Genomic DNA, 19,530 nt, shown 5'->3' with positions numbered 1-19,530 from the left:
GGCGTTATCAAACGTCGCCCGCACTCCCACGAATGTTATGAGGACTCCCATGCGTCTTATCCGCATGCTGTTGCTGCCGGTACTGGCTTTGACCACGCTCTCGGCCCACGCCGATGACAAGGACGTGGCACGTCTGACCCAACTGCTGGAAAAATCCCAGACCCTGAGCGCCCGTTTTTCCCAGCTGACCCTCGATGGCAGCGGCACACAGTTGCAGGAAACCGCCGGTCAGATGTCCTTGCAGCGCCCCGGCCTGTTCTACTGGCACACCGATGCGCCGCAGGAACAACTGATGGTGTCCGATGGCAAGAAAGTATCCCTGTGGGACCCGGACCTGGAACAGGTCACGATCAAGAACCTCGATCAGCGTCTGACCCAGACGCCGGCGCTGTTGTTGTCCGGTGATGTTTCCAAGATCAGCCAGAGTTTCGACATCAGCGCCAAGGAAGCCGGCGGCGTGATCGACTTCACCTTGAAGCCGAAAACCAAGGACACGCTGTTCGACAGCCTGCGCCTGTCGTTCCGCAATGGCCTGGTCAATGACATGCAGCTGATCGACAGTGTCGGCCAGCGCACCAATATCCTGTTCACCGGCGTGAAGGCCAACGAGCCGATCCCGGCGTCCAAGTTCAAGTTCGACATCCCCAAGGGTGCGGACGTGATCCAGGAGTAACCACAGTACCTGTGGGAGCGAGCTTTTGTGGCGAGGGGATTTATCCCCGTTCGGCTGCGCAGCAGTCGCGAAACCATTGCATGCGGTACTCCTGTTACACCGCACTAGTAGAGTTTGGGACCGCTTCGCGGCCCAACGGGGATAAATCCCCTCGCCACAGGTTTCCAGCAGGCTTAAGAGAGTTGTATTAACCCGAGGTTTCAAAAGCAGTGATGGACCTGTTTCGCAGCGCCCCGATCGCTCAACCATTGGCCGCCCGCCTGCGCGCCGCCAATCTGGATGAGTACGTCGGTCAGGAACACCTGCTGGCGCGTGGCAAGCCTTTGCGCGAAGCGCAGGAGCAGGGAGCCCTGCACTCGATGATTTTCTGGGGGCCTCCAGGGGTCGGCAAAACCACCCTTGCACGGCTGCTGGCGGAAGTGTCGGACGCGCACTTTGAAACTGTCTCGGCGGTACTCGCTGGCGTGAAGGAAATCCGTCAAGCCGTAGAAATTGCCAAGCAACAGGCCGGACAATACGGCAAGCGCACCATCCTGTTTGTTGATGAAGTGCATCGCTTCAACAAGTCCCAGCAGGATGCCTTTCTGCCGTATGTCGAAGACGGCACGCTGATCTTCATCGGCGCCACCACCGAAAACCCCTCGTTTGAACTCAATAACGCCTTGCTCTCCCGGGCCCGCGTGTATGTGCTCAAAAGCCTCGACGAAGCGGCGCTGCGCAAACTGGTGCATCGCGCGCTGACCGAAGAGCGCGGTCTGGGCAAGCGTCAGCTAACTCTCAGCGACGAAGGCTTCCAGATGCTGCTGTCGGCCGCCGATGGCGACGGTCGGCGTCTGCTCAACCTGTTGGAAAACGCCTCGGACCTGGCTGAAGACAACAGCGAAATCGGCACGGACTTGTTGCAGAGCCTGCTGGGCGATACCCGCCGGCGGTTCGACAAGGGTGGCGAAGCGTTCTACGACCAGATTTCTGCGCTGCATAAATCCGTACGCGGCTCCAACCCCGATGGCGCGCTGTACTGGTTCGCGCGAATGATCGATGGCGGTTGCGATCCGTTGTACCTGGCTCGGCGCGTCGTGCGCATGGCCAGTGAAGACATCGGTAACGCCGATCCGCGCGCTCTGAGCCTGTGCCTGGCGGCATGGGAGGTGCAAGAACGGCTCGGCAGCCCCGAAGGCGAACTCGCCGTGGCCCAGGCCATTACCTATCTGGCGTGCGCACCCAAAAGCAATGCGGTGTACATGGGCTTTAAAGCGGCCCTGCGCAGCGCCACCGAACACGGCTCCCTCGAAGTGCCGCTGCACCTGCGCAACGCGCCGACCAAGCTGATGAAGCAACTGGGTTACGGCGACGAATACCGTTATGCCCATGACGAGCCGGACGCCTACGCCGCCGGCGAAGATTACTTCCCGGAAGAACTCGCGCCCCAGCCGTTCTACCAGCCGGTGCCGCGAGGTCTGGAATTGAAGATCGGCGAGAAGCTCAATCACCTCGCGCAGCTGGACCGTCTCAGCCCTCGGCAGCGGAGAAAATAATGCTTCCTCTGATCGTTGCAGTTTCAGTCGGCGGGATCGCTGGCACCTTGTTGCGCTTTGGCACCGGTAATTGGGTCAACGCTAATTGGCCGCGGCACTTCTATACCGCGACGCTGGCCGTTAATATCATCGGCTGTTTGCTGATCGGCGTTCTATACGGTCTGTTTTTGATACGCCCGGAGGTGCCCATCGAGGTGCGCGCCGGGTTGATGGTCGGCTTCCTCGGGGGGCTGACGACTTTTTCATCCTTTTCACTGGATACGGTGCGCCTGCTGGAAAGCGGGCAAGTGCTTCTGGCCCTGGGCTATGCTGCCATCAGCGTATTCGGCGGGCTGCTCGCCACGTGGGCTGGCCTGTCCTTGACCAAACTTTGATAACGAGAGACCGACATGCTCGATTCCAAACTGTTACGTAGCAACCTTCAGGACGTAGCGGACCGCCTGGCATCCCGTGGCTTTGCCCTGGATGTTGCGCGCATCGAAGCGCTGGAAGAACAGCGCAAGACCGTCCAGACCCGCACCGAAGCACTGCAGGCTGACCGTAATGCGCGCTCCAAATCCATCGGCCAGGCCAAGCAGCGCGGTGAAGACATTGCGCCGCTGATGGCTGATGTCGAGCGCATGGCGAATGAGTTGAGCGCCGGTAAAGTGGAGCTGGACGCGATCCAGACCGAACTGGACTCGATCCTGCTCGGCATCCCGAACCTGCCCCACGAATCCGTGCCCGTCGGCAAGGATGAAGACGACAACGTCGAAGTGCGTCGTTGGGGCACCCCGACCGCGTTCGATTTCCCGGTTCAGGACCACGTGGCCCTCGGCGAGAAGTTCGGCTGGCTGGACTTCGAAACCGCCGCCAAACTGTCGGGCGCCCGTTTCGCCCTGCTGCGCGGCCCGATCGCTCGTCTGCACCGCGCTCTCGCGCAGTTCATGATCAACCTGCACACCACCGAACACGGTTACGAAGAGGCTTACACGCCTTACCTGGTCCAGGCGCCGGCGTTGCAAGGCACCGGTCAGCTGCCGAAGTTCGAAGAAGACCTGTTCAAGATCGCTCGCGAAGGTGAAGCGGATCTGTACCTGATTCCGACGGCCGAAGTCTCGCTGACCAACATTGTTGCCGGCGAAATCGTTGATTCGAAATTGCTGCCGATCAAGTTCGTCGCGCACACGCCGTGCTTCCGCAGTGAAGCCGGTGCATCCGGTCGTGATACCCGCGGGATGATTCGTCAGCACCAGTTCGACAAGGTCGAAATGGTCCAGATCGTTGAGCCGTCGACGTCGATGGAAGCGCTGGAAGGCCTGACCGCCAACGCCGAGAAAGTCCTGCAACTGCTCGAGCTGCCTTATCGCACCCTGGCGCTGTGCACCGGCGACATGGGTTTCAGTGCGGTCAAGACTTACGACCTGGAAGTGTGGATCCCGAGCCAGGACAAGTACCGCGAGATTTCGTCGTGCTCCAACTGCGGCGACTTCCAGGCCCGTCGTATGCAAGCGCGTTTCCGCAACCCGGAAACGGGCAAGCCTGAGCTGGTTCACACCTTGAACGGTTCCGGCCTGGCGGTCGGTCGTACCCTGGTTGCCGTGCTGGAGAACTACCAGCAGGCCGACGGTTCGATCCGTGTGCCGGACGTGCTGAAGCCGTACATGGGTGGCCTGGAGGTCATCGGCTAAATGGACTATCTGCCGCTGTTTCACAACCTTCGCGGCAGTCGTGTGTTGGTCGTCGGTGGGGGGGAGATTGCCTTGCGCAAATCCCGCCTGCTGGCCGAAGCCGGTGCTCTGCTGCGCGTGGTTGCACCTGAAATCGAACCGCAATTGCGCGAACTGGTTGCCGCCAGCGGTGGCGAGTGCGTGTTGCGCGGTTATATCGAGACGGATCTGGACGGTTGCGGGCTGATCATTGCCGCCACCGATGACGAGCCGCTGAACGCGCAAGTCTCCGCCGATGCTCATCGGCGCTGTGTCCCGGTCAATGTGGTGGACGCGCCAGCCCTGTGTAGCGTGATCTTCCCGGCGATCGTCGATCGTTCCCCACTGATCATCGCCGTCTCCAGTGGCGGCGATGCACCGGTGCTGGCGCGGTTGATCCGGGCGAAGCTGGAAACCTGGATTCCTTCCACCTACGGACAACTGGCCGGCCTGGCTGCGCGCTTTCGTACTCAGGTCAAAAACCTGCTTCCGGATGTGCAGCAGCGCCGGGCGTTTTGGGAAGATGTGTTTCAGGGCCCGATTGCCGACCGGCAACTGGCTGGGCAGGGCGCTGAAGCCGAGCGCTTGCTGCTGGCGAAAATCGCTGGCGAGCCGCCAGCAAAAACCGGTGAAGTGTATTTGGTCGGTGCCGGGCCGGGCGATCCGGACCTGCTGACCTTTCGCGCCTTGCGTCTGATGCAGCAAGCCGACGTGGTGCTGTACGACCGTTTGGTCGCGCCGGCGATTCTGGATTTGTGCCGTCGCGATGCCGAGCGGGTTTACGTCGGCAAACGTCGCGCTGATCATGCCGTGCCTCAGGATCAGATCAACCAGCAGTTGGTAGATCTGGCCAAGGCTGGCAAGCGCGTCGTGCGTTTGAAGGGCGGTGATCCGTTCATCTTCGGTCGTGGCGGTGAAGAGATCGAAGAGCTGGCGGCCCATGGCATCCCGTTCCAGGTCGTGCCGGGTATCACGGCAGCCAGCGGTTGCGCGGCGTATGCCGGTATTCCGCTGACGCACCGCGATTATGCGCAGTCAGTGCGTTTCGTCACCGGGCACCTGAAGGATGGCTCCACTGATTTGCCTTGGGCCGACCTCGTCGCGCCGGCGCAAACCCTGGTGTTCTACATGGGGCTGGTGGGCTTGCCGATCATTTGCGAGCAATTGATCAAGCATGGCCGAGCAGCCGATACGCCGGCGGCGCTGATCCAGCAGGGCACCACCGTCAATCAGCGGGTATTCACCGGCACCCTGGCGGACCTGCCTCGGCTGGTGGCGGAGCACGAAGTGCATGCGCCCACCTTGGTGATCGTCGGGGAAGTGGTGCAACTGCGCGAGAAACTGGCGTGGTTCGAAGGGGCTCAGGCGCAGGTCTGAATAGACCGAGTGATCCCCATCGCGAGCAGGCTCACTCCCACATTTCGACCGTGTGAAGCCACAAATTTTGTGCTTAACACAGATCCAATGTAGGAGTGAGCCTGCTCGCGATGAGGCCATCAGATCATTTCCAGATCTCAGGCATTGCGCCAAACCCCTTTCCCGCTCAACCGCGCCCGATCATGCGGTGCATTGAAATCCTGCGCCGGCCCCTTAGGCACAACCCCCGTCGGATTAATCGTCTTGTGGCTGCCGTAGTAGTGCTTTTTGATGTGCTCAAAGTTCACCGTCTCGGCAATTCCCGGCCACTGATAAAGCTCGCGCAGCCAGTTCGACAAGTTCGGATAGTCGGCAATCCGCCGCAGGTTACATTTGAAATGCCCGTGATACACCGCATCAAAGCGAATCAACGTGGTGAACAGCCGAATGTCCGCCTCCGTCAAATATTCCCCGACCAGGTAACGATTGGCGCCCAGTAACGACTCCAATCGGTCCAGCTCGGCAAACACCTCATCGAACGCTTCTTCGTACGCCTGCTGCGACGTGGCAAAGCCTGCGCGGTACACGCCGTTGTTAACCGCGGGATAAATACGCTCGTTCAGCGAGTCAATCTCGCCACGCAATGGCGCCGGATAAAAATCCAGGTCATTGCCGGTCAACTCATCAAATGCACTGTTGAACATGCGGATGATCTCCGCCGATTCGTTATTCACAATGCGATTTTGTTGCTTGTCCCACAGCACAGGCACGGTCACACGCCCGGTGTAGTCAGCGGTGTCGGCGGTGTAGCGCTGATGCATGAAGTCGAAGTGCTCGAGTTTGTCGCCGGTGGAGCCGAGCGACTGGTCAAAGGTCCAGCCGTTTTCGAGCATCAACCAACTGACCACCGACACGTCGATCAAGCTGTCGAGGCCTTTGAGTTTGCGCAGGACCAACGTGCGATGCGCCCAGGGACAGGCAAGCGAGACGTAGAGGTGATAGCGCCCGGCGTCAGCCGCAAAGCCCCCGATGCCACTCGGGCCGGGCTGGCCGTCGGTGGTCACCCAGTGGCGACGCTGCGCCTGCTCACGCTGAAACGCGCCGTCCTTGCTGCTTTCGTACCACTGGTCCCGCCAGCGTCCTTCTACTAACAAACCCATGTCCAAGACTCCTCAATCAATAAGCGTTGGAGAGGAGTCTATGCGCATAGGTTCGAACAAAAAGCGCAAAGGTTGGGCGGTTATGATCGGTTATATCGATCTGTCCCGAGCGTCCCAGTAGTGTTGAGCCGTTTCAAAGGCCTGCTCCCGGGTTTGACCGAGGCCGCGCAGCGCCAGGGCCATGGTCGCGATCAATGCCATTTGCGGGTAGCTGTCGACCACATCACCACGCCACACCGCTTTCAAATGCTCAGGGTCGAGCGAGGCGGGTTTGACGTGACGCTGGCTGGAAAGCTGTGGCCATTCCTCGTCCCAGCTTTCGCCGCCCGTTGTGCCGTACAAGTGGCTGTCGGCATCCGGGTTGATCTCGATCTCGCCGCCGTCGCCTTTCACCACGATCGCGGTATCGCCGAGCAAGCCGCTGGCATCGCGATGCACCGCCTGATAGCCGGGGTGGAAGATGCTTTGCAAGCCACAACGGGCGCTCAGCGGATTAAGGATTCGCGTCAATGAATGGATGGGCGAACGTAGCCCCAAGGTGTTGCGCAGGTCGATCATCCGTTGCAACTGCGGTGCCCAGTCCACCAGCGGCATGAATGCCAGCCCGCCGTTATCCAGCGCGGCGCCCACCTGTTGCCAGTTGCGGCACAGCGGGATCTGCAATTGCGCCAGCAGTTGCTCGCTGTACAACCGACCGGCCGTGTGCGCGCCGCCGCCGTGCATGAAAATCCGCAGGCCATTCTGCGCCAGGCATTTGGCCGCGAGCAGGTACCACGGCAGATGACGTTTTTTACCTGCGTAGGTCGGCCAGTCCAGATCGACCGCCATTGCCGGTGGATTCAGGCGCTGACGCAAGGCTTCGGTGAACCCGGCCATTTCCTCGGCGCTTTCTTCCTTGTGCCGCAGCAGCATCAGGAATGCGCCGAGCTGGGTTTCCTCGACCTTGTCGTCGAGCACCATGCCCATGGCTTCGCGGGCTTCCTCACGGGTCAAATCACGCGCGCCGCGCTTGCCTTTGCCAAGGATGCGCACGAACTGGGCGAACGGATGCTCGGCGGGCGTTTCGAGGGTCAGCGCTGGATAGTCGGTCATAAGCAATTCGTCGGTTTGGGCAGGCCCGCCAGTTTTGCGGCGAGTTTGGCAGGGGTGCCTTTGAACAGTCGGTTCAGGTGCAGGCTGTTGCCTTTTTCCGGGCCGAGCTTCAATGCGGTGTACTTGATCAACGGGCGCGTGGCCGGGGACAGCTGGAATTCGGCGTAAAAGCTGCGCAGCAGTTCGAGGACTTCCCAGTGATCAGGACTCAGCTCGATGCCTTCCGCCGCCGCCAGGGCACTCGCCACGTCGGCAGACCAGTCACTGAGTTCGACCAGGAAACCGTCCTTGTCCAGTTCGATGGCGTGGGCGCCGACTGTCAGCGAATTCATAGCCAGCTGTTGACCTTGTCGTAGTGGATCGACAGGTCGACGAAGGCCGGATAATCCACGCCGATTGCCCAGTCTGGAACCGAAATCGCCCGTGCCTGAGCATCTTCTGCCAGCACGAACAGTTTCAGGCCACGGGCGCTCAAGACGCCGAAGGGTGCAGTGCCTGGCTGCAAGGCGTACGCCGCATCGCCCGACAGCAGCAGCCCATCGTCGGTGCCGATAACACGTAGGCAACTGGTCAGGCGATCGTCGCCGAAAGGGGAATGAGACAACACATGCAAAGTCGACATCAGAGGGTGATCACCTGGTCGTAACGGTCAATAAGTGCGGTGATTTCAGCGGCGGACAGCACTTGGGCTTCTGCCAGTGCAAAACCCTCCAGCCCTCGCGCTGTCGAGCTGTCGCCACAGACGAACAATTGCTCGACACCGAACATCGGCAAGGCCTGCAGGTTTGCACTCAGGTCTTTCTGTTGCAGGGCCTTGGCGTCCTGTTTTGCCGCGAGCTGAAACACGCCGTCATCGAGAAACAGCAGGCCGATGGGCAGATCGAAGGCGCCGCCAGCCAGGACGATGTCCAGTGCTTCCCGCGCGCTCGGCCCGGACCAGGGGGCCTGGCGGCTGATGATCAACAAGGATTTGGGCATCTCACGCGCCTCCAAAACAGATCAGGCGGTCGGCGTCCTGCACTGCGTCGTGCAACTGACCCAGACCGGACAATTCCCAAGGCGCGCCTGCCGATACAGCGTTGCGTTGATAACGCTTGGCCTCTTCCTCGTTCAGTACGCCACGGCGCAGGGCCGCGGCGATGCACACCACACCGTCGAGCTGATGGTCGGTGACAAAGGCGCGCCACTGCCGGGGCACATCCAGCTCATCCTGCGGGGTGACCACGCTGGCGGACGCGTTGTAGACGCCATCCTGGTAGAAAAACAGCCGGACAATCTCATGCCCCCCAGCCAACGCAGCCTGGGCGAACAGCAAGGCGCGGCGCGAGGAGGGCGCATGGGCGGCGGAAAACAGCGCAATGGCGAACTTCATGGCGGACTCGATCAGCAAAACTGCGTGCATGATAAAGCTTTATCGGTGGGGCGGCTAAGGGGCTTTGCCTGGAAGCTACTCGTCAGATACACAGGGATCACCTGTAGGAGCTGCCGCAGGCTGCGATCTTTTGATCTGATTTTTGAAAAACAAAGTCAAAAGATCGCAGCCTTCGGCAGCTCCTACAAAGGATATGCAATCTCAGTCACAGCTCAGCGCGGCATATAACCCAACTGCCAGCGCCGCGGAATCATCAAGGACAACACCCCGATCCCCCCAGCCAGCAGCCCGCTGACAAACAGCGCCTTGAGCCCGAGATGATGCTCGAGCAACGCGCCCAGCACCGCGCCGGCAAACATCCCGGTCCACGGGATCAACTGCACCCGCCAGCCGCTGCGTCGTTCGCCCAGCATCCACCGTCCAAGGCCACGACCAAACCGCGACAACGCGCCGGTGACGTACGTCAACCCGACCGGCAGGCCATTCACTTCTTCCACGGCCGCATTGAGCATGCCCATGGCGATGATCGCCGCCAGCAGCGCTGGCAATTGATCGTCATAAGGCCAGGCTGCGGCACCACAGAGCAGCATGGCGATGCACAGCAACAAGGGCAGCGCCCGGCGCCCACCCAGGCGGCTGACGACAATACCCAACGCGTTGCCGAGGATGAAGGTGGCGACGAGGATCAGCAAACGCAGGGTCAGCCCCATGTCTCCGTCGCTGATGGCCACCGCGAGGCGGGTGGTGTTGCCGCTCATGAACGAGACAAAATCGCCACTGGCCATGAAGCCGATGGCGTCAGTCATGCCGGCGAGCACCGACAGGCCGGCAACCAGCGACAGGCCGATGCGTCCGCGCCATTTCCTGGCATGCAGATGGCCCGGGCTGGCGCGTTCAGTGGAGAGGGATGGCAGCATTGGCGACGGTCGTCCTCAGGCAAAACACTCTCCGTGTAGCAGCTGGCGAAGCCTGCGTTCGGATGCGAAGCAGTCGTGAATAGGCATTCAAAAACAGGGTTACTTGCCCAGTCCATATAACTCGCAATATTCCAGCCAGTCCATACCCGCCATCTCGGCCACTTCCTTGTGCACTTCCAGACGCTGCGCCTGATAGTCCTGATCAGTCTCGGCGGTCAGTTGCAGCGTGAGCTCCCAGGCAAACAATCCAAGCCGCTCAGCCTCGGCTTCAAAGGCTTCATGCAAACGTTCGTCGCGAAACTGCGCCGCGGTTTCGCCCTTGGCCTGAGCCAACAGCGGATTGAGGTTGTCGAGTTCGACGCGCAGTTCAGGACGCTCATCGAGAAACTTCTCTAGCGCCTGCTCGTGTTGCTGTTCGGTTGCCGCCATGGTCGCTCCTTGATAACGAAACTACGTGGATTGCTTCTTGCTGGCCTTGGCTGCTGCGGCCAGGCATTCGAGGGCAAACTGCTCGGGATAGGTCATCTGGATCGGCGTGGTTTCGCCTTTGACGGTGCGTTCGCCGTCGAGGATGTAGCGAATGCGCTTGTCGGTCACCCCGATGCGCTTGGCGATCCAGGACGGCGTCTGGCCAATCTGGCTGATCAGCTTGTCGGCATATTCAGCGGTGGGTTTGTAGTATTCGGCGTTGGGTGTCATGGCCTTTCCAGAAAATGCGCCCGGAAATGGGGCGTTGCGAGGTTAATGGCGCGACAGGGTGCGCGAATCGCCCTCCGGTGTCGCGTTATATATGAAGTAAAGCAGAACGAAACGCCGTGCCCGGGTGATACAGTCCGCTTTTTTCCTGATGAGCGAATGCAATGCGAATTCTGATGGTCGCGCTGGCCGCAACCTTGCTGGCGGGTTGCGCCGGCTCGGTGATGAACGATGCTCGCACCAAAACCCCGTACAAAACCCTGAAGTCGGACAAGCCGGAAAAAGTCGTTGCCCAGTGCGTGCAGTTTTCCTGGCAGGACGAAGCGGTGTTTGGTGACGATGCCGGCGCCTACCTGCAGCCGGGCGAGAAGGGTGGGACGACCATTTACACCCGTGCGGCGGAGTCTTTCGTGGACGTGACACTGGATGCTTCGGGGACGGTGCTGAGCTACTACGCGCAGCAGGATGATTTCGTTGCCAAGCGCCGGTTGGCGGCGCTGGCGACCTGCCTCTGAATTCAGCCTGATCCCCCTTGTAGGAGTGAGCCTGCTCGCGATAGCGGTAGGTCAGTCGACATAAATGTTGAATGACCTACCGCTATCGCGAGCAGGCTCACTCCTACAAGGATCAGGTGTCGATTACATAATTGGCGCAGTCGCTAAACGTCGTTGATCAACCGCTTCTGAAAGAAGAAGCGCTTGTGCCCCGGCGGGTAATCGGCAATATGTCCCAGCTCGCTGTAACCCATCTTCTTGTAAAAGCCCGGCGCCTGGAATTCGAAGGTGTCGAGCCAGATCCCGACGCATTCCTTCTCCCGTGCCAGGTCTTCGGCCATCTGCATCAGCCGTGAACCCAAGCCCTGCCCCCGCGCGCGTTCCGGCACCGACAGCAACTCGATAAACAGCCACCGATAAAACACCTTGGCGTACAACCCGCCGAGAATGTCGTCGTGCTCATCGCGCACCAGTAAAGCAATCGGCTCGGCAACCGTAACGCCAGCCTTTGAGGCGTTGTAGGCGCGCAAAGGCAGGAGGATCGCCTGGCGCTCGTCGTCCGTGGGGTCTTGCGATTGTTCAATCCGCAGTGTCATCAGCTAAATCCTTATGGCCATGAGAGAAGGGGGCAAGCGTAGCGCGGCGATGGGTGATTGATCCAGATCTTCACGTGGAACTGTCGCTGCAGCGCGAATGTCTAGCCTAAATAGCGTCATTCGAGAACGCTGCCGATGAGGACACTCCGTGAATATTTTTGAAGCCTTGCGTGAAAGCCACGACCGTCAACGTACCTATGCCGACGCGCTGATCAAGACCAGCGGCGACACCCCTGAGCGGGTCGAAGCTTACAAGCAGCTGAAGGCGGAACTGCAGGCCCACGAAACCGCAGAAGAGCGGCATTTCTACATTCCGCTGATGGAGTTCGACAACGGCGTCGACCTCAGCCGCCATGCCATCTCTGAACACCACGAGATGGACGAGATGATGGAAACCCTCGACGAGACCGAGATGTCCAGCCCGGCCTGGCTCGCCATGGCGAAGAAACTGTCCGAAAAGGTCCATCACCACCTGAAGGAAGAAGAGCAGAAGTTCTTCCAGATGGCCGGCAAACTCCTGGACGACAAACAGAAGGAAACGTTGGCGGGGCAGTACGTGAAGGAGTACGAAGCGCAGCTTTCCTGAGGTGGTTTTTCGCCTAAGATGCTGGCTTTCCAATGGAGCAGGGACGCGTTGTCATGTCGAATACAGCTGAAAGGGTCAACATCGTAGAATCTGAGGTGTTGTCCCACGACTGGTACCTGCTGAAGAAAATCACCTTTGACTACCGTCGCAACAACGGCGAATGGCAGCGCCAGACCCGCGAGGTCTATGACCGTGGCAATGGCGCGGCGATTCTGCTGTTCAACCTCGCCAGGAAAACCGTCGTACTGACTCGCCAGTTTCGCTTGCCGGTATTCGTCAACGGGCATGACGGCTTGCTGATCGAAGTGGCGGCGGGGTTGCTCGAAGGTGCAGCGCCTGAAGAGCGTATTCGCAATGAAGCGGAGGAAGAAACCGGTTATCGCGTGCACCACGTGCAGAAGGTGTTCGAGGCGTACATGAGCCCCGGTTCAGTCACTGAAAAACTGCATTTCTTCATCGCCGAATATGACGCCACCTCGAAGGTCAGCGAGGGCGGCGGACTGGAGGAAGAAACCGAAGAGCTCGAAGTGCTGGAATGGACTTTCGACGACGCGCTCGAAGCGTTTTACCGCGGTGAAATCTGCGACGCCAAGACCATCATGCTGTTGCAGTACGCTGCGATGAAAAACCTGTTTACTTGAGCAAACGCATACCTTGTAGGAGCTGCCGAAGGCTGCGATCTTTTGATCTTCCTTTCCATTGCTGACGCAAAAAGATCAAAAGATCGCAGCCTTCGGCAGCTCCTACGGGATACGGTTTCACATTAGAAACCTTCCAGGCGTCCGGTTTCACCCTGTCCTCCCCCCTCCAACCGCAACAACAACGCCTTCGCCTCCAACCCCCCGGCAAACCCCGTCAACTTCCCCGACGCGCCAATCACCCGATGGCACGGCGCGACAATCGATATCGGATTCTTCCCGTTCGCCGCACCCACCGCCCGGACCGCGCTCGGGTTGCCGATCTGCTGGGCGATCTGGCTATAGCTGCGGGTCTCGCCAAACGGAATCGTCAACAGCGCTGCCCAGACCTTCTTCTGAAATTCCGTACCGGCAAATTCCAGCTCCAGCTCGAAGTGATCACGGGTGCCGGCAAAATATTCGCGCAGCTGTTCGGCCGTGCGCAAAAGGATCGGATTGTCCGTCGATTCGCTCATGGACCCCAGTCGCACGCGGCCCGGTGCGTCGTTTTCCCAGAGGATGGCGACCAGGCGTGAGCCATTCGCGACCAGCTTCAGCTCACCGACCGGGGACGCCAGGGTTGTGCAGGTGTAGGTCATATCGCAGGCCGCGCCGATTTGTTGAACAAGCGTTAAGGATACTGCCTGGTCGGGGAGGCGCAATACGCAATCTTAGCCATACTGGCTACTGCTCCTGAAGCGTTCCCTCTGTCCTGGGCAGAGCCAAAAAACAAAAAAAGAGACCGAATCATGAAGTTCGAACCTTTTGCCAAATCGCTGATAGCGACCTCTTTGGCGCTCAGCTGCCTCAGTACTTACGCGGCTTCCGTGGCCCCGGTCGCGGCCGAAAACGGTATGGTCGTCACTGCCCAGCACCTGGCCAGTCACGTGGGTGTCGATGTGCTCAAGAACGGCGGCAACGCTGTCGATGCAGCCGTCGCGGTCGGCTACGCGCTGGCGGTGGTGTATCCCGCAGCGGGCAACCTGGGCGGCGGTGGTTTCATGACCGTCCAGCTGGCCGATGGACGCAAGACCTTCCTCGATTTTCGCGAAAAAGCCCCTCTGGCGGCGACTGCCGACATGTACCTCGACAAAGAGGGCAATGTCGTCCCTGATCTGAGTACCCGCGGCCACCTGGCGGTCGGCGTGCCGGGCACTGTGTCAGGCATGGAGCTGGCGCTGTCCAAATACGGTACCAAACCCCGCAAGGACGTGATCGCCCCGGCGATCAAACTGGCTGAAGACGGTTTTGTGCTGGAGCAGGGTGATGTCGACTTGCTGGAGTACGCCACCGATGTCTTCAAGAAAGACATCAAGGACTCCGGCTCGATCTTCCTGAGCAATGGCGAACCGATGCAGGTCGGCCAGAAGCTCGTGCAAAAAGACCTCGGCAAAACCCTGCGGGAAATTTCCGAGAAAGGCGCTGACGGCTTCTACAAAGGGTGGGTCGCCGACGCCATCGTCACGTCCAGCCAGGCCAACAAAGGCATCATCACCCAGGCCGACCTCGACAAATACAAGACCCGCGAACTGGCTCCGGTGGAGTGCGACTATCGCGGTTACCACGTGGTCTCGGCACCCCCGCCAAGCTCCGGTGGCGTGGTCATCTGCGAAATCATGAACATCCTCGACGGCTACCCAATGAAAGACCTGGGTTACCGTTCGGCCCAGGGCATGCACTACCAGATCGAAGCCATGCGCCACGCCTATGTGGACCGCAACAGCTACCTGGGCGACCCGGACTTCGTGAAGAATCCGATCGAGCATTTGCTGGACAAAAACTATGCGACCAAAATCCGCGCAGCCATCGACCCTAAAAAGGCCGGCGTTTCCCGCGAGATCAAACCCGGCGTCGCGCCCCATGAAGGCAGCAACACCACGCACTATTCCATCGTCGACAAATGGGGCAACGCGGTGTCGGTGACCTACACCCTCAACGACTGGTTCGGTGCTGGCGTCATGGCCAGTAAAACCGGGGTCATTCTCAATGATGAGATGGACGACTTCACCTCGAAAATCGGCGTGCCGAACATGTACGGCCTGGTCCAGGGTGAAGCCAATATCATCGCCCCCGGCAAGGCGCCACTGTCGTCGATGAGCCCGACCATCGTCACCAAGGACGGCAAGGTGGTGATGGTCGTCGGCACCCCCGGTGGCAGCCGCATCATCACCGCGACGCTGCTGACCATCCTCAACGTGATCGATTACGGCATGAACATCCAGGAAGCGGTCGATGCCCCACGTTTCCACCAGCAATGGCTGCCGGAAGAAACCAACCTGGAAACCTTCACCACAAGTCCCGACACGGTGAAGATGCTCGAAGCCATGGGCCACAAGTTCGCCGGGCCACAGGATGCCAACCACGTGGCGGCCATTCTGGTCGGCGCCCCTTCGCTGGAAGGCAAACCGGTCGGCAAAAACCGTTTCTACGGCGCGAACGACCCACGACGCAACACCGGGTTGTCGCTCGGTTATTAAGGGTTGTTTTTAGAAGGGGACGGATCTATTTTCTGTCCCCTTGTCCCACCGACATTTCAAGGAAGGAAGGAAGACCATGAGCACCGCCCTGCTGATCATCGACGTACAGCGCGCTCTGTGTGCCGGCGAATACGAATGCTTCGATATCAAACGCATCATCGACACCATCAACGGACTCAGTGCCAAGGCCAGAAAAGCCAACATCCCCGTCATCCTCATCCAGCACGAGGAAGAGGGCGACTTGCTGCAATTCAAAAGCGAAGGGTGGCAACTCGCAGAAGGGCTGGTGACCTCAGATGAGGACCTGCGCGTACGCAAAACCACGGGAGATTCTTTCTACCAAACCAATCTGGGGGCGCTGTTGCAAAAGAGGGATGTCGACCGCCTGATCATCTGCGGGTTGCAAACCGACTATTGCGTAAATGCCACCGTGCGCCAGGCCCACACACTGGGCTACGACGTGGTGCTCGCCGCCGATGCACATTCGACGGTGGACAACGGGAATATGGCCGCTGAAGACATCATTGCCGAACACAACAAAGATCTGGCGCACTTGACGGGCTCGGTCGCCCGAATCGACGTTATACCGGCCGGCGAAATCAAATTCTGAAATCGTTTATCGATGGCGAGGGATGAAGCGACGACTGCTGCGCAGCCGAGCGGGACGGTGCGACGATTCGATAAACTCCCTCGCCACAGGGATTTGCTGAGCGCTCGAGCCGACGTACTGCCTCAAGAGCACCGCAAGAAATTCCTGCAGATAACCACTGTGGCGAGGGAGTTTACTCCCGCTGGACTGCGCAGCAGTCCCCAACAATTCCCTAATTCCCAACAATTCCCAACAATCTCAAGTCGCAAACATCAACCGCTTCCCCTCATCCACTGCAACCGGCCCCACACCGCCCAGCACCAAACGAGTAACGGTCGCCGCTGCGTCCCGATAATCCTCATCCCGCGGCGTCTCCCGACCTGTGATATGCGCCATCTGCCAACCCAGGTTGGTGTAGGTGCGCGTCGCCGACCAAATGAACAACATCAAGTGCTCCGGGTCTACCGGCGCCAGCAACCCCCGAGCAATCCAGCTGCGAAGGCATTCGACATTGCGTCGCGCCTCGGCATACAGCAGGTCCCGACATTCTTCGGGCAATTGCCGGCCTCCCAGTAACAACTCCCCACTGAACACCTTCGCAATATGCGGATGCTCCCGGGCGATCCGGATCCGTGCGGCAATGTAGGCCTGCAATCCCGCAACCGGGTCATCGCTCTCGCGCAGCACCGCCGAGGCCTCCAGCAGTGGCTCGACAAACCCGAGAAGCACCTTGGCGTAAAGACTTTCCTTGCTCCGGAAGTAGTAATAGAGATTGGCCTTAGGCACACCCGCCCGCGCTGCGATGTCCCGCGTCTGGGTGGCGTCGAAGCCTTTGGCGGCGAACTCTGCGCTGGCGGCCTCCAGAATGACGTGCAGATTGTGCTGGCGAATGCGGCTCATGAACGGCTGTCTTCGGGATTTGAGTGACGCAATATACAAAACTACATAGCGAAAGAGCCAGCAGGTACGGCATTTATCGACCGAGTGATGAGCGCAGGAGGGTGCAAGCAGTCGAGGCGGGGCTACACTTATCGCCTGCTTCACCGAACCCCACGCCCTTCCCTTGAAGGAGGCGAACCCGTCGTGGATGCATTCGCAGCACTTGTTGACTACCTGATCTTGTGGGTGATCAAGCCTGTCAGCCACCAGTTCCTCAGCCTCTTTGATGTGAACGGCCGGTTAGGTGTGCTGTTCCTGTCCGTCTCGTACGCCATTGCCTACAGCCTCTATCGATATCGGAAACATCGCGGTGTCACCGAGGCGCGGTCTTTCTGGCAATTTATCGGCGGGCACCGGGTGCATTTTCACCAATCCGCGTTGCTGGATTACCGTTACTACTTCGTACGCGCCATCCTCAAAATCGCGCTGGTGCTGCCCATCGTCGGCCTGGTAGACCCACTCATCCTGCGCTCCGGCGACTACATCGCGTTCTTCACAAACCTCTGGGGCGCCCGCGTGCACGTGCAGGATCACCTCGCACTCTCATTGCTCTACGGCATGGGCGTATTCCTGCTGAAGGATTTCATCAACTACTGGTCCCATCGCGCCTTTCACACCCGATGGCTCTGGGCCTTCCACAAAGTCCATCATTCGGCGCGTGTCCTCGTACCCGCGACCGCCAGCCGGGTGCATTTCGTGGAAAAGATTGTGGAAAAGCTCTCTTCCACAATCGTCATCAGCCTCTATGCCGGCGTCGTCTGGTACGCCTGTGGCGGGGAAGTCAGCCGCTACACGTTGTTCGGCGTGACGTACATGGTGTTCATCCTCAACGGTCTGGCGGCGAACCTGCGTCACAGCCACGTATGGTTCTCGTTCGGGCCGCTGGTCGAACATGTGCTGAACAGCCCGGCCCAGCACCAGATTCATCACAGCGATGCACCGCGACACTTCAACAAGAACTTCGGCGTCAACATGTCACTGTGGGACTGGATGTTCGGCACGCTGTACGTGACCACGTCGAAGCCAGAAACGCTGCGGTTTGGCATCGGCGACAAGGACCGAGACCTGTATGGGTCGATCTACAACCTGATCGTCACGCCATTTGTGGAAGTCGCCAGCAAGGTCCGTCCGGCGAAGCCTCTGGTCAACGGTGGCCGCCTCGAATTGCTGTCCATGGCTACCTTGGGTTGGGCGCGATGGCAGCCTTCTCGATCGCCGCCAGCATATGAGGCACGGCATAAGCCGTGTACCAATGCTTCATCCCTTCAATGGCGGTGTTGGCCGGAGCACTGTCCTGAGCCCCCACAAGTTCTGCACACGCCTGCGCCATGGCGACCAGAATCCGCGCAGCCTCTGGCACATAAGGCAGATCATGCCCGGCGTCGTGTCGCTCGCGATTGATCTGGTAGCGGATATTCTCCGGCAAGGTCCAGGCGCTGATCAGAAACTCCTGAACCGAGTAATCGACCCCCTTGATGTTCACCGTCGCATCACGATGTTTTTCGCTGAACCCCGCCGCTTCGATCTGCTCGCAGCTGTCGATCGCCGTGTTCATCATGTCTCGAATTTGTTGCCAGTCAGTCTTCATTTGAACTCCGTTTCTTGAGGGGGATCGGACACAAGGTCAAAAGATCGCAGCCTCGTTGCACTCGACAGCTCCTACAGGAAATACGATGGTCTACGCGTTCCTCTGTAGGAGCTGTCGAGTGCAACGAGGCTGCGATCTTTTGATTTTTGGATTAAGCCATCACGCCGGAGATTCGATTCGATCCAACACCCGATTCACCACCAACTCGCCCAGCATGATGACCTGCGCAATGCCCAACAACGCATTACGCGACGTCCCTTCCAGATGATCCACCAGATCAGTGGCCATCACATTCGCCGACGCCAGAGATTCGCAGGCATAGGCCAACAGGGTTTCGTTATCGAGGTCGGGGTTGACGGTGAAGAAGGTGCAGAGTTTGTGCGGGGTGGCTTTTATGTCGGCGATAGAGGGTGCGCGACCGGCTGCGTTGTGGGGATTTTCGGAATCGGGATTTTCACTGGTTGCTACCGGATCGGTAGCCGGCGGATTGGGCGTTACCTTGGGCATGGATGAAACTCCTAATGCGAAGAACAAAGGAGCCATCACCCTCGCTACCAAACGAAGGGTGGCGGCCATACGCGGGTTGGTAGACCGGTCGCATTAGGAACCCGGCGCTCCCGAAGGAGCCCTGCGCATGGCCACCATAAAACCAAGTCCTGAGAAAGCAACTGCGTAAGGTGACGCTATGCGCCTAATACGAAACGGGCTACCAAACCCAATCGCTGTTTTTCAGCGACCGACAAACGATAGAGCCCGCACCCAAGGCGCACAAGCCGGCGGATTCTGGCGTACCTGTAGGCATCGACGCAAGAAACTGTAGCTTTCAAGAAGTGAAGCTGACTGCGATTAAACAAGCCCCCCAATTGCCCAGCGTGGCCAACCATCTCCAGAACACACAGAATCAAACTGTGGGAGCGGGCTTGCTCGCGATGAGGCCCGAACAGCCCCCACAGCAATAAGCCCAAGCCGCCAAATAGTCCCGCCAGAACACGACTTTTCCTACAGCTCCGGCGCCCCAAAACCCGGACCCGTCCTACGCTTCACGCGGAAACATCCTATATAAAATTGCACCCATTTCTTGAAAGCTTTCTACCC

At 59.4% G+C, this 19,530-nt stretch carries 23 protein-coding genes and 1 pseudogene; 11 read left to right on the top strand and 13 right to left on the bottom strand.

What is annotated here, in order from left to right:
* Positions 1-49 precede the first annotated feature (49 nt).
* The 5 genes from lolA (at position 50) to cysG (ending at position 5,273) form a co-directional block, all read left to right on the top strand.
* Positions 50-673: an outer membrane lipoprotein periplasmic chaperone LolA gene (lolA, locus tag AC3ZVB_RS27925; protein WP_162438543.1), complete on the top strand. Its 624-nt coding sequence runs from the start codon at positions 50-52 to the stop codon at positions 671-673.
* Positions 674-885: 212 nt separating this feature from the next.
* Positions 886-2,208 carry a replication-associated recombination protein A gene (locus tag AC3ZVB_RS27920; RefSeq protein WP_490148357.1) on the top strand — a complete coding sequence of 441 codons (1,323 nt, stop codon included), beginning with the start codon at positions 886-888 and terminating at the stop codon, positions 2,206-2,208.
* Positions 2,208-2,582, top strand: coding sequence for a fluoride efflux transporter CrcB (gene crcB, locus AC3ZVB_RS27915; RefSeq protein ID WP_162438541.1), 375 nt, complete (start codon positions 2,208-2,210; stop codon positions 2,580-2,582). The genes AC3ZVB_RS27920 and crcB overlap by 1 nt, the downstream gene beginning before the upstream one ends.
* A 15-nt stretch (positions 2,583-2,597) precedes the next feature.
* Complete coding sequence (gene serS / locus AC3ZVB_RS27910; protein ID WP_162438540.1) at positions 2,598-3,878, top strand: serine--tRNA ligase; 1,281 nt, start codon at positions 2,598-2,600, stop codon at positions 3,876-3,878.
* Positions 3,879-5,273, top strand: a complete 1,395-nt coding sequence (gene cysG, locus AC3ZVB_RS27905; RefSeq protein ID WP_490148356.1) for a siroheme synthase CysG — start codon at positions 3,879-3,881, stop codon at positions 5,271-5,273.
* Between the two features lie 137 nt (positions 5,274-5,410).
* Here the strand turns inward: cysG and AC3ZVB_RS27900 are convergent, their stop codons facing one another.
* The 9 genes from AC3ZVB_RS27900 to AC3ZVB_RS27860 all read right to left on the bottom strand — a co-directional run bounded on the left by AC3ZVB_RS27900 (position 5,411) and on the right by AC3ZVB_RS27860 (position 10,492).
* Complete coding sequence (locus tag AC3ZVB_RS27900) at positions 5,411-6,412, bottom strand: glutathione S-transferase family protein (protein ID WP_490148355.1); 1,002 nt, start codon at positions 6,410-6,412, stop codon at positions 5,411-5,413.
* 90 nt (positions 6,413-6,502) lie between these two features.
* Complete coding sequence (locus AC3ZVB_RS27895) at positions 6,503-7,504, bottom strand: glycosyl transferase family protein (RefSeq protein WP_162438537.1); 1,002 nt, start codon at positions 7,502-7,504, stop codon at positions 6,503-6,505.
* Positions 7,501-7,836: a TusE/DsrC/DsvC family sulfur relay protein gene (locus AC3ZVB_RS27890; protein ID WP_490148354.1), complete on the bottom strand. Its 336-nt coding sequence runs from the start codon at positions 7,834-7,836 to the stop codon at positions 7,501-7,503. The genes AC3ZVB_RS27895 and AC3ZVB_RS27890 overlap by 4 nt, the downstream gene beginning before the upstream one ends.
* Positions 7,833-8,126, bottom strand: coding sequence for a sulfurtransferase complex subunit TusB (gene tusB / locus AC3ZVB_RS27885; RefSeq protein ID WP_162438535.1), 294 nt, complete (start codon positions 8,124-8,126; stop codon positions 7,833-7,835). The genes AC3ZVB_RS27890 and tusB overlap by 4 nt, the downstream gene beginning before the upstream one ends.
* On the bottom strand, positions 8,126-8,482 hold the full coding sequence (tusC, locus tag AC3ZVB_RS27880; protein ID WP_490148353.1) for a sulfurtransferase complex subunit TusC: 357 nt from the start codon (positions 8,480-8,482) through the stop codon (positions 8,126-8,128). The genes tusB and tusC overlap by 1 nt, the downstream gene beginning before the upstream one ends.
* A gap of 1 nt (position 8,483) precedes the next feature.
* On the bottom strand, positions 8,484-8,876 hold the full coding sequence (gene tusD, locus AC3ZVB_RS27875) for a sulfurtransferase complex subunit TusD (RefSeq protein ID WP_490148362.1): 393 nt from the start codon (positions 8,874-8,876) through the stop codon (positions 8,484-8,486).
* Between the two features lie 212 nt (positions 8,877-9,088).
* Positions 9,089-9,793, bottom strand: a complete 705-nt coding sequence (locus AC3ZVB_RS27870; RefSeq protein WP_162438533.1) for a YoaK family protein — start codon at positions 9,791-9,793, stop codon at positions 9,089-9,091.
* Between the two features lie 99 nt (positions 9,794-9,892).
* Complete coding sequence (locus AC3ZVB_RS27865) at positions 9,893-10,222, bottom strand: DUF6388 family protein (RefSeq protein WP_162438532.1); 330 nt, start codon at positions 10,220-10,222, stop codon at positions 9,893-9,895.
* 21 nt (positions 10,223-10,243) lie between these two features.
* The gene (locus tag AC3ZVB_RS27860; RefSeq protein WP_162438531.1) at positions 10,244-10,492 is read right to left on the bottom strand and encodes a hypothetical protein; all 249 of its coding nucleotides are present in this window, start codon (positions 10,490-10,492) and stop codon (positions 10,244-10,246) included.
* Between the two features lie 161 nt (positions 10,493-10,653).
* Here AC3ZVB_RS27860 and AC3ZVB_RS27855 point away from each other — a divergent pair, with 161 nt between their 5' ends.
* Entirely contained in the window at positions 10,654-11,004 is a 351-nt protein-coding gene (locus tag AC3ZVB_RS27855; protein ID WP_490148352.1) for a hypothetical protein, read from the top strand.
* Positions 11,005-11,147: 143 nt separating this feature from the next.
* Here the strand turns inward: AC3ZVB_RS27855 and AC3ZVB_RS27850 are convergent, their stop codons facing one another.
* Entirely contained in the window at positions 11,148-11,579 is a 432-nt protein-coding gene (locus tag AC3ZVB_RS27850) for a GNAT family N-acetyltransferase (protein WP_490148351.1), read from the bottom strand.
* 148 nt (positions 11,580-11,727) lie between these two features.
* Between AC3ZVB_RS27850 and AC3ZVB_RS27845 the strand changes: the two genes are divergently transcribed.
* Both AC3ZVB_RS27845 and AC3ZVB_RS27840 read left to right on the top strand, forming a co-directional pair.
* The gene (locus AC3ZVB_RS27845; protein ID WP_194692339.1) at positions 11,728-12,165 is read left to right on the top strand and encodes a hemerythrin domain-containing protein; all 438 of its coding nucleotides are present in this window, start codon (positions 11,728-11,730) and stop codon (positions 12,163-12,165) included.
* A 53-nt stretch (positions 12,166-12,218) separates the two neighbouring features.
* A complete protein-coding gene (locus AC3ZVB_RS27840) occupies positions 12,219-12,806 on the top strand; it encodes an NUDIX domain-containing protein (protein ID WP_490148350.1) in 588 nt (195 codons plus the stop codon).
* Positions 12,807-12,928: 122 nt separating this feature from the next.
* On the opposite strand, the gene AC3ZVB_RS27835 is transcribed toward AC3ZVB_RS27840, so the two are convergent.
* Positions 12,929-13,441 (bottom strand): methylated-DNA--[protein]-cysteine S-methyltransferase, encoded by a 513-nt coding sequence (locus AC3ZVB_RS27835; protein WP_490148349.1) that lies wholly within the window; start codon positions 13,439-13,441, stop codon positions 12,929-12,931.
* Positions 13,442-13,591: 150 nt separating this feature from the next.
* On the opposite strand from AC3ZVB_RS27835, the gene ggt reads away from it, so the two are divergent.
* Positions 13,592-15,319, top strand: a complete 1,728-nt coding sequence (gene ggt / locus AC3ZVB_RS27830) for a gamma-glutamyltransferase (protein WP_490148348.1) — start codon at positions 13,592-13,594, stop codon at positions 15,317-15,319.
* Positions 15,320-15,395: 76 nt separating this feature from the next.
* A complete protein-coding gene (locus tag AC3ZVB_RS27825) occupies positions 15,396-15,929 on the top strand; it encodes a cysteine hydrolase family protein (RefSeq protein ID WP_490148347.1) in 534 nt (177 codons plus the stop codon).
* 237 nt (positions 15,930-16,166) lie between these two features.
* Here AC3ZVB_RS27825 and AC3ZVB_RS27820 read toward each other — a convergent pair whose 3' ends face one another.
* Positions 16,167-16,808 (bottom strand): TetR/AcrR family transcriptional regulator, encoded by a 642-nt coding sequence (locus tag AC3ZVB_RS27820; RefSeq protein ID WP_162438524.1) that lies wholly within the window; start codon positions 16,806-16,808, stop codon positions 16,167-16,169.
* A 183-nt stretch (positions 16,809-16,991) separates the two neighbouring features.
* Here AC3ZVB_RS27820 and AC3ZVB_RS27815 point away from each other — a divergent pair.
* Positions 16,992-17,984, top strand: a pseudogene (locus AC3ZVB_RS27815) (sterol desaturase family protein); the annotation flags it as partial.
* Between the two features lie 610 nt (positions 17,985-18,594).
* Here the strand turns inward: AC3ZVB_RS27815 and AC3ZVB_RS27810 are convergent.
* A complete protein-coding gene (locus AC3ZVB_RS27810) occupies positions 18,595-18,942 on the bottom strand; it encodes a DUF6124 family protein (protein WP_490148346.1) in 348 nt (115 codons plus the stop codon).
* Positions 18,943-19,530 lie beyond the last annotated feature (588 nt).

It is taken from the genome of Pseudomonas sp. MDV22-iso1 (assembly GCF_058145095.1).
Note: the sequence above shows the minus strand (reverse complement) of the source record. Positions and strands in the feature narration are given on the sequence as shown.